Source organism: Candidatus Cyanaurora vandensis, from assembly GCF_013285555.1.
In the GTDB taxonomy this organism is placed as follows: domain Bacteria; phylum Cyanobacteriota; class Cyanobacteriia; order Gloeobacterales; family Anthocerotibacteraceae; genus Cyanaurora; species Cyanaurora vandensis.
In genome coordinates this window covers 1-8,614 of record NZ_JAAXLT010000139.1, presented here as the reverse complement: position 1 = coordinate 8,614, position 8,614 = coordinate 1, and the positions used below count along the sequence as shown (strand labels likewise).

At 53.8% G+C, this 8,614-nt stretch carries 5 protein-coding genes and 1 pseudogene; 3 read left to right on the top strand and 3 right to left on the bottom strand.

Annotation, left to right across the window (positions count from 1 at the left end):
• On the bottom strand, positions 1–1,368 hold a 1,368-nt coding region (locus HFM78_RS09515; RefSeq protein ID WP_287129207.1), incomplete at its 3' end, for a hypothetical protein.
• 1,246 nt (positions 1,369–2,614) lie between these two features.
• Here HFM78_RS09515 and HFM78_RS09510 point away from each other — a divergent pair.
• From HFM78_RS09510 to HFM78_RS09500, 3 genes are read left to right on the top strand one after another with little or no spacing between them, the layout of a single operon-like run.
• On the top strand, positions 2,615–3,817 hold the full coding sequence (locus HFM78_RS09510; RefSeq protein WP_287129206.1) for an efflux RND transporter periplasmic adaptor subunit: 1,203 nt from the start codon (positions 2,615–2,617) through the stop codon (positions 3,815–3,817).
• A 9-nt stretch (positions 3,818–3,826) separates the two neighbouring features.
• Positions 3,827–7,006, top strand: coding sequence for an efflux RND transporter permease subunit (locus HFM78_RS09505; RefSeq protein ID WP_287129205.1), 3,180 nt, complete (start codon positions 3,827–3,829; stop codon positions 7,004–7,006).
• 4 nt (positions 7,007–7,010) lie between these two features.
• Positions 7,011–7,520: a MarR family winged helix-turn-helix transcriptional regulator gene (locus HFM78_RS09500; RefSeq protein ID WP_287129204.1), complete on the top strand. Its 510-nt coding sequence runs from the start codon at positions 7,011–7,013 to the stop codon at positions 7,518–7,520.
• Between the two features lie 62 nt (positions 7,521–7,582).
• Here HFM78_RS09500 and HFM78_RS09495 read toward each other — a convergent pair whose 3' ends face one another.
• Both HFM78_RS09495 and HFM78_RS16290 read right to left on the bottom strand, forming a co-directional pair.
• Positions 7,583–8,119: a TrkA family potassium uptake protein gene (locus HFM78_RS09495; RefSeq protein WP_287129203.1), complete on the bottom strand. Its 537-nt coding sequence runs from the start codon at positions 8,117–8,119 to the stop codon at positions 7,583–7,585.
• Positions 8,120–8,485: 366 nt separating this feature from the next.
• Positions 8,486–8,614 (bottom strand): annotated as a pseudogene (locus tag HFM78_RS16290) (IS1 family transposase); the annotation flags it as partial.

Here is an 8,614-nt window from a genome sequence, read left to right as displayed (position 1 = left end):
CGCCGCGTTGTACTTGAAACTCATGACAAGGTCCGGGCCACCTCCTTTAAGCGCAATACGTGACAGACTCGCATCATCATCTAGATAGGTGTACTGCAATAGGTCCGTGCGCGTGGTTGCGGTAACACGAGTCACCTTCGTCACATTGCCCATGTTGTCGTAACTATACTCCAGGGTGTCCTGCTGGTCGCTATCGGGGTTAGTGATGGTTTGTTTGAGACGCGGCATCTGGTTAGGGGCCGTGTTGTAAACCATCGCCACACTGTAGGCCGAACCGCGACTGTCAGTAATCTTGGTTATCTGGTCCAACACGTTGTACTCGTAGGTCTGGGAGGACAGACCGTTGTAGTTGACAATTTTGAGCCGTTGTTTGGTGTCGTAGCTGTACTGGGTTAACTGACCACGCTTATCTCGATAGCTGCTGACTAGGCCTAAGTTGTTGTAGTGATACTCCTCGTTAAAACCGCCCTCGGTGCGGGTCTCCACTTGGTCTTGGTCATTGTAGGTGTAGGTCGTTTGGACTCCGTTGGCTGCCATCACACTGCTAATGTTGGAGTTGTCATCGTAGATGTGACGAGTCACGCGGTTCCCTGGCTGCTCCACATAGGTAACGCGGCCCAATTTATCGTAGGTGTAGGTAGTCTTATCGTTGGGAAACTTGGGGTTATAGGAGGTGATTGGACGTGACAAACCATCGTAAGTGAAGCAGACTTTGATATTAGAAGGAGCGAGCGTTGATTTAAGGTCCTGGTAGGGGTAGCCCTGCTCATTGAGACAGCCCGTAAGTGCTTGTTCAGTGTAGTAGTCAAAGGTAGTTTGGCGGTTCTTCCCGTCCTGAGTACGGAGGACCTGACTGAAATTGTTGTACTGGGTCCAAGAGTCGCTGAGGGTGGTCTGAGCATCGAGTTGGATTGTGGAGGACTGCAAGGAGCCATAGAAGTCCTGACTATAATCCTGGTTGGTCACATCCGGGAAATAATTGAAATAGGTGGTGTGGTTGTTAGCATTAGTAACTTGCTTCAACTGACCGAAGGGAGCCGAGAAATCGTAGGTAACGGTCGTGCTGTCAGGGTAAGTGGTGGAGGCGAGATGGTCATAGGTACCGTCGTAGGTGTAAGTGTTTGTGGTCACTTGCCCGAGCGGATTAGTGGTGAATTTAAGTAGCTGTGATTCAGGTTCGTAGGTGTAGTTAGTAGAACTGTTATCTGCCCCATGAGTAGCTTTCGTGAGATATTTCTTTCTTGACTCATAGTAGTAGGTGGTCGCCATACCTGCCGTATCTTGAACCACAGTTGTGCCTGTACTCGGATAACTAAAATAGTTGATAATATTACTCACATTACGGTTACTGGCATCTTCTCCTGGCATAATCTGAGACGTAACTCTCCCTGTAGAAGTATCATAGGTATTTGTTAGGGCAAGGACACCACGGGGGCTAGTAATACTTAGCATGCGATGCTTGGAACTATTGTCATAGGTGTATAGTGTTTCACCATTAACTGTACGATAAACACCGGGGATTGGAGTTTCAACCTGTTGACCATGCATAACATTTTTGAAGCTTATTAGGTGATTCTCTTGGCTATCATAGCCATACTGCACAAACCCGTGACTTACATCCTCATCATCAAAGAGTTCAGCCCGAGCGATAACATAAGAGGTATTACTGCTGTAAGAGAACGTGATGTATCTTCCAAAGGGGTCTATGAGTTTAACGAGTCTTTGGCTGGAATCAACCTCTAAAGTCGTCACCTTGCCAAAGCGGTCTGTAATTGTTCTTAGGCCATAGTGTTCAAGCCGACCGTCTTGACCAAGTGCAGCCGTTCTAGTGAAAAATAGTTTTGTGCCCGACTCTAGACTAAGTGTCATACTCAGTCTATCTAAAGCCCTGTTTACAATTCCTCTTAAAGAGTCTGTTCTCTTGGTATTTCTAAATTCATTTGGAGCAACATAATAGTCGCCACGGGTAAATAGTACCTGCTCTCCAGTTAAGGAATCTATTGTAGCTCCCGTTGGACCAGCAAGTCCTGGGAAGATATACATCTGCGAATCGTAATCTATCCAAGCCCTCATGCTCAGCATACCCATGCTTGTCCCATAGCCAAAAGGTCCCTTGACGGGTACATCTGGTTGATCTCTTGTCGGCCTGGGTTTGGGACGTAAAGTTTGGTAGTGGCGTTGTAGGACTAAGGGATGCAGCCCACCAGAACTTAAATCAACCGTGTTGTAAATGAAGAGGCCATCCTGGATATTAACCGATGCTCCGGCCCAGACCGCTAGGGGGTTAGCAGTGAAACACCCAACTACAAGTAAGCAAATGAAGCGAATGAACCAGGAGCCAGTTTTGGTGAACATTTACTCAGCAGTTTAGTACGCAAAAGTACTCTAAGCGTTTTTACATATGAAGTCAAGCTTTATTCTAAATCTGGTTAATTATTACCCCTTTAATCACTCATCTCATAGCTCTGAATCGTCCTCCTAATCCAGGTTTTCCCCGTCTCACCAATTATGAAATAGGAACTAAATTGGGGTGGCTTAACGAGTAAAATTAGTAAACGTATTGACTATTAGCCTATTTACCGTTAAGTTTTAGTTACAACAGTTGGTCAAGACTATGGCTGATTTGGGCAAAACATTACCGCTTTGGGTTGGTTTGGGACTTCTGGTCGGGTCATTAGGTCTAGTTTATGGACTACAAACGCCCTCCGTACCCCTGCAAGCGGCGGAGGAAGATAAGGAGACCCCGGCGGTCCTTACCATCAGTACGGCAGCTGTCCAGGTCCGGCCCGTCTTGAAAACCATGGATGTCTCGGGGTCCGTGGCTCCCTGGGAGCAGTTGCAGGTGGGTTCAGAGGTAGGCGGTCTACGCATTGCCCAGGTCCCTGTCGAGGAAGGCCAGCGTGTCCGCCGGGGGCAGGTTTTGGCGGTACTGAATAGCGATGTCCTCCAAGCCCAAGTCCGGCAAGCCCAAGCCCGTCTCGTCAATGCCCAAGCCCAAGTCCGCCAGCAACAGGCCAACCTCAAGCAGAACCAAGCCCGACTCATCGAAAGTGACGCGAACTATCAATCCGCTCTATCTTTATCTGAACGCGGGGCCTTGAGTGACCAAGAGACCCGCGCTCGACGCACCGCCTTTGAATCCACCCAAGCCCAGGTAGACCAAGCCCAGCAGGGAATCGCCGTCGCCCAGAGTGTAGTGGCAGAGTCCAAGGCCGCGATTAGTCAATACCAAGCCCAACTCGCCCAGACCCGGATTCTCGCCCCGGATAACGGTTGGATTCTCAAAAAAGATGCCTACATCGGTAATATCAGTGCCGTGGGTACACCGCTTTTCACCATGGCCCGCCAGAGCCGCCTCGAACTCAATGCCCAAGTCCCCGAAGCTGATCTCCCCCGTTTAAAAGTCGGACAGCGCGTCACTGTTGTTAGTGATGCCGACTCGTCCCTTAAAGCCAGCGGCACGATCCGGCAGGTGGGACCAGCAATTGATACCACCTCACGGCAAGCCGTAGTCAAAATCGCCCTCAACGGCAACGAGCGGTTGCGCCCAGGGATGTTTGTCCGCGCTCAGGTCCAGGTTGCCACGGTCAATAGTCTGACGGTCCCGGCCCAAGCGGTCAGTATGCGCCAGGATGCGGCCCAGGTTTTTGTCTTAACAGGGAATAAAGTCCAGGTCCGCCCCGTCCAAGTGGGCGAGCGTACGGGGGTCCTTGTGGAAATCCTGAGTGGACTCAAGGCGGGTGAACGGGTGGTAGCGGCTGGTGGCGGCTATCTCAAAAATGGTGACACGGTTAAAGTTACTTCTTTACCCAACTGAGGAGGCACGATGAGTAGTTGGAATATCTCCGAATGGTCCATCCGTAAACCGATCCCGACGATTGTGCTTTTCATCGTGCTGAGCCTCTTGGGGGGCGTGAGTTTCTTTTTATTGGGGATTGACCAGGACCCGGACATTGTTTTTCCGGGGGTATCGGTGACGGTGGTCCAACAGGGGGCGGCCCCGACGGAGATGGAAACCCAGGTTACACGCCGGATTGAGGACTCCGTGGCGAGTCTGGGCGGGATTGAGACCCTACGTTCTACCGTGACCGATGGGGCTTCCACGACGACGATTGTGTTTGTGGTGGGCACCGATGTGGACCGGGCAGTTAACGATGTGCGTAATGCCGTCGGCAAGGTCCGTCAAGAGTTGCCCCAGGATGTCCTTGAACCGATCATTGAGCGGCTGGAACTCGCTGGTGGAGCGGATATCACCTATAGTGTGCGCTCCAAGTCCCAGACCGTCGAGGAACTCAGTTGGCTTGTAGACAACACAATTGCGCGGGCGATGCTTACAGTGCCGGGGGTCTCCCAGGTCTCGCGCTCCGGCGGGGTGAGCCGGGAGATTCGCGTCAATCTCGATCCCAATCGGCTCAAGGCCCTGGGGGTCACCGCCGACCAGGTGAACCAACAGATTAAAACCCTTAACGCCAACCTACCCGGTGGGCGCGGTGAACTAGGCGCGATTGAACAGACCATTCGGACCCTGGGCAGTGCCTTGACCGTGGCGGACCTACGGGCGACCCGGATTGCCCTTCCCAACGGCAGCACCGCCCGACTCGATACCCTGGGCACCGTGGAAGATGGCTTCTCGGAAGTGCGGCAATTGGGCCGATTGAATGATGAACTCGTGGTCGGTTTCTCCATCTTTCGCAGTCGTGACAGTAACTTGCTTGATGTGGAAGCAGGGGTCCTAGAGCAAGTCGCGCAGTTACAGAAAACCATCCCCTCGGATGTCGAACTCGAACTAGTCCGCAACACTAATGCTGACTTCACCCGCGATAGTTATTGGGCCTCGATTGAAGCTCTGCTCCTCGGGGCGGGGCTCGCGGTAGTCGTAATCTTTTTATTCCTGAAGGACTGGCGAGCGACCCTAATCTCGACCTTAGCGATGCCGCTCTCCATCATTCCGACGTTTGTGGTGATGAAGGCCCTGGATTACACGCTCAACTCGATGACCCTCCTCGGTTTGGCCCTGGTCGTCGGGGTCCTGGTGGATGATGCCATCGTTGAGATTGAGAACATTGCCCGTCACCTGCGGATGGGTAAAACGCCCTTCCAAGCGGCTCTCGATGCCTCGGCGGAAATTGGACTGGCAGTAGTTGCCACAACGATGACGATTGTGGCGGTTTTCTTCCCCGTAGCTTTCATGACCGGGATTCCGGGGCAGTTTTTCCGGCCTTTTGGGATTACGGTGGCGGTCTCGGTGTTGTTCTCGTTGCTTGTGGCCCGGACGATTACACCTTTGATGGCGGCCTATCTTTTGCAGGCATTGCCTCACGACGAGGAGGAGAGCGGGTTGGTCCGGGGGTACGAGAAGCTGTTGCAGTGGTCCCTGCGTAATCCAGTGATTATTTTAGCCTCGGGAATCCTCTTTTTTGTGGGCAGTATCAACCTGCTCCCTTACATCCCGACCTCCTTCTTCACGACACCTGACCGGGGTGAAGTCACCCTCTCCCTAGAGCTACCGCCGGGAGTCACGCTCCAGGACACCGACCGCGCCACCCGTCAGACCACCGCCATCTTAGAGAAGCGGCCTGAAGTTAGTGAAACCCTTGCCACGATTGGTTACGGCGGGATCAACCGCGCCACAATTTACGTGAATATGCATCCCAAAGCCGATTTCCTCCATGACACCCTGCTTTGTGGGGTGGGACTCGCCGATAAAGAGGAATGCGAGGGGGAGCGGCGCACCATCAGCCAGAAACAATTTGAGCAAGAAATCCGCGAACCGTTGTCCGAAGTCCCTGGGGTGCGCTTGAGCCTGACTGGGACCGGGGCCACCGGGGGCGGCAAGCCCTTAATCATTACCTTGACCGGGGACAATCCCGAATCCCTCAATCGCACCTCTGAGCTATTGACCGAACAGATGCGCGGGATTGCTGGTCTGGTGGATGTCACCTCCAGCGCGAGTCTACTCAACCCCGAACTAGAGATCCGCCCGGACTTTGAACGAGCCGCTGAACAGGGGGTTGCGATTGCCAACATCGCCCGGACCGCTAAGATTGCCACCCTGGGCGATACTGAGACCAGTTTGGCGAAGTTTAACCTCCCCGACCGTCAGATCCCGATCTTGGTCCAGCTTGACCCCGAGGTCCGCAGCAACCTCCAGACCCTCGGCGATATCCAGGTGGCGACGGCGGACGGACGGACGGTGCCCCTGCGCTCCGTGGCGACGCTTAGTTTGGGCAGTGGTTCCGCACAAGTAGACCGTTTCAACCGCTCCCGTGAGGTGGTGGTGGGCGCGAACCTGGATGGACTGGCTCTAGGCGAAGCCATCCAACTCGTCCAAGCTCTACCCGCTCTACAAAAACTACCCGAGGATGTGCGCCAGCAGTCTGAGGGCGATGCCAAGGTCCTCAACGAGATCATTGGTCAGTTTGGTCTGGTCATTGCCGCAGCGGTGGTTTTCATCTATGCGGTATTGGTCTTGTTGTTTAGTAGTTTTATCAGTCCGCTCACGATTATGGTGGCTCTACCCTTAGCCTTGGGGGGTGCACTGCTCGGTCTCCTCATCTTTGGGAAGAACCTCGACATCTACGCCTTCATCGGCATCTTGATGTTGATGGGTCTGGTCACTAAAAACTCAATTCTGCTCGTGGAATACTCCATCCTGGCAATGCGCGGCGAGGCCATGGAGGGTGATGGGGTGAGTCGGCCCCTACCCCGCGTGGAGGCCATCTTGAAAGCAGGACGGGCTAGGGTCCAGCCGATTTTGATGACCACCATTGCCATGATTGCCGGGATGTTACCCATTGCCCTAGGGATTGGAGCGGGGGCAGAAGTGCGTTCACCGATGGCGGTGGTCGTCGTGGGCGGACTGATTACCTCCACCCTGCTCACCCTCGTCGTGGTCCCGGTAGTCTTCAACTTGGTGGATCAATTGGTGGATTGGGTCAAATACGCGCTCCAGGGCAAGAACAATGCCGATGCCAAAAATCTCGCTGTTTCTCAACAGCAGGAGTAACAAGTTGGAAACCATTACCCCCGCTCCGGTCTGTCCCGCCTGGGTCCTGTCTTTTTTGGATGAGAACTACCCCCGTTCCGTCGTGGCTAAGGTCAACTTGATTCGCACCGCTCGCCTCCTTGAGAAGTCCATGACCGACTTCATGGAACCTTACGGGTTGACCTGTGCCCAGTGCGAGATCCTGTTTTTGTTGCGCTGTCACGGGCGGGAGCGGGGCTTGACCCTGACCCAATTGGGGGAGTGGCAGGGGGTGACGAAGGCGAATATGACCGGGATGGTGGACCGGCTTGAACGGGAGGGCTTTGTCCTGCGTGAGAAGGACCCCCAAGACCGCCGTCTGACCAACGTCACCATCACCCCCCAGGCTCTAGCCCTCGTCAATCAACTGGAACCCACGCTGCAAGCCCACGTCGGGGCGGTCTTCCACTGTCTAGACGAGGACGAACAAGAGACCTTAATCCGTCTGTTGTCTCGGTTACGCCAGAGCCTAGGCGACCAAGAAGCTCTGGCCTAGTGAGTGGGTTGGTCTTGGCTTGGTTACGATGCTGAGGATTGATGCCCAAAGTACGCTTGATGCTACCCCCGGACGCGCTGATTAGGGATGAGGATATTGGCGAGGACCTGGAGTTGTTCGCTGGTCCCCATGCAGATGAGTAGATCCCCTTCTTCGAGTAAGGTATCGCCAGTGGGCCCACCGATGAGGTCCCCAGCACTGCGGCGAATGGCGAGGACTAGAGCCCCAGACTGGGTACGGAGGTCCACTTCTTTAAGCGTTTTTTGAAAAACCGGACAGCCAGAATCACCATTGAGCAGGAGTTCCTCAATATAAAAGGTACTATTCTTGCCGACAAAAGCCGCTTCCATAAAGTCCACGACTTGGGGCCGCAGGGCCAGAGCCGCCATCCGCTTCGCCCCGGTCAGATAGGGCGAAACCACCCGGTCCGCCCCGACACGGGTCAGTTTCTTGACTCCCTCCTCACTCCCGGCGCGGGCAATCGTCAAGATCTTGGGGTTGAGGAGCTTGGCGGAGAGGACGACCCCGAAGATGGCGAGGATACTGAGTTGGAGTTGACGGCGGATGACTTGGAGACGTTGGACTCGCGTTTGTAGCATACACAGCGGTGGGGAAATTCTCTTCAGCGTACCCCGATGCCTTCTTAACCCGGCCTCTAGGATCTTGAATCAAGAGATTCAGGACCCATAACTGCTATCTCAGAAATGAATACATTACCTACCTTGGGATAACATCAAAAATGTTCTTTGGCTTTGCGAACACCTGGGAACGACACGCTCACCATAATCGGGGATCAAAAGTAAAGTCTAGCGGCGGCAGAATTCGGATGCGTCTTGCCTTAGGGTGTTCAGGCTTGAGTAAGAGATTTGGCGTTGCACAATCAGCTAATGAAAGCGGGGAGAAGTGGGATTTCCCCTGTTTTTAGGTAATGCACTCCAACCGTAAAGACAACTTCCACATCGCCTCGTCTTTGCGTAACCAAGACGCTTGCGTTGCAGGCCGGCTAGCTCGTGCCTTAGATGAGTGTTTTGGCCCTCAACCCGAGTCATTCCCGTCTTGCTGATAATAGGCTCCTCCGGCGGTAGATACTTTTT